The 1,364-nt window shown below is 69.4% G+C and carries 1 protein-coding gene; it reads left to right on the top strand.

Annotation, left to right across the window (positions count from 1 at the left end; genetic code table 11):
• Window positions 1-243: 243 nt before the first annotated feature.
• On the top strand, window positions 244-1,364 hold a 1,121-nt coding region (locus R1101_RS0123545; protein ID WP_026003642.1), incomplete at its 3' end, for an alkaline phosphatase D family protein.

Genomic DNA, 1,364 nt, shown 5'->3' with positions numbered 1-1,364 from the left:
ATGCGCGCGGCGAGCGGTGCGTTCGCGCCACCGGGTGCCATCGAGGTCCGGCGGACCTGCGGTTCGATGTCGGGTTCCGGTTCGCGTGGCGCCTCGAACAGGGCGTCCGGTTCGGCAGACGGGTCGTTCGCCCCGAAAAGATCACTCACGCATCCGACGCTACAAGCTCGCGCCGACGCCCGGTCGGCGACGGTCTGTGCCGTTCGCGTGACGGATGTCCGATTGTGTGGTCGGATCGTGGTCGTGGCCACGACACCGTTCGCCGATCATGTGTCCCGCCGCGCCGTGCTCCGGTCGTCGATCCTCGCCGCGGGTGTTGCGGCCTTCGCGACGACCTCGCAGCCGGCGCACGCCTCCCCGGCGGTCTTCGCGCACGGTGTGGCATCGGGAGATCCGCTGCCCGACGCGGTGGTCCTGTGGACGCGGGTGACCCCGTCGCCGGAGGCGACACCCGGTTCGGGTGCGGGGCCCGACGTCTCCGTGAGCTGGGAACTGGCCCGCAGCAGTACCTTCGATGCGGTCGTCTCGAGCGGCACGGCGACGGCGAGTGCGGTCTCCGACCACACCGTCAAGGTCGACGTCCGCGGACTCGCACCCGGTTCCACCTACTTCTATCGTTTCCGGGCCGCCGGAGCCGTCTCACCGATCGGCAGGACGCTCACGGCACCTGCTCACGACGCCGCAGTCGAACGTCTCCGGTTCGGGGTGGTGTCGTGCTCGGACTGGGAAGGCGGGTTCTTCTCCTCCTACCGTCATCTCGCCGCGCGCGACGATCTCGACGCCGTGGTGCACCTCGGCGACTATCTGTACGAGTACGCGGCCGGGGAATTTCCCGTCGCCGGCGGCCGGGCCGTCCGCGCTCACCTGCCGGCGCACGAGATCGTGAGCCTGGCCGACTACCGGATACGGCACGCGCAGTACAAGACCGATCCGGACCTGCAGGCACTGCACGCGAAGGTGCCGTGGATCGTGGTGTGGGACGACCACGAATCGGCCAACGACGCGTGGGCCGGCGGGGCGGAGAACCACGATCCGCTCGTCGAGGGCGACTGGGCGGCCCGCAGAGCGGCATCCGTGCGGGCCTACGACGAGTGGATGCCGGTCCGCACGAATGCCGGACGTCTCTACCGCCGTCTGCGCTTCGGGCGGCTCGCCGAACTGTCCATGCTGGACCTGCGGAGTTATCGATCCCAACAGGTTCGCGGCATCGGACGGCAGGTCGACGATCCGGCGCGCACGATGACCGGACGGGACCAGATGGAGTGGCTCACCGCGGGTCTGACCACCTCCCCTACCCGGTGGCAGCTGATCGGCAATTCGGTGATGTTCTCGCCGATCCTGCTGCCACCCCTCGATCCACGGAC

It is taken from the genome of Rhodococcus sp. R1101 (assembly GCF_000278445.1).
GTDB classification, from domain to species: Bacteria; Actinomycetota; Actinomycetes; order Mycobacteriales; family Mycobacteriaceae; genus Rhodococcus; species Rhodococcus gordoniae.
Note: the sequence above shows the minus strand (reverse complement) of the source record. Positions and strands in the feature narration are given on the sequence as shown.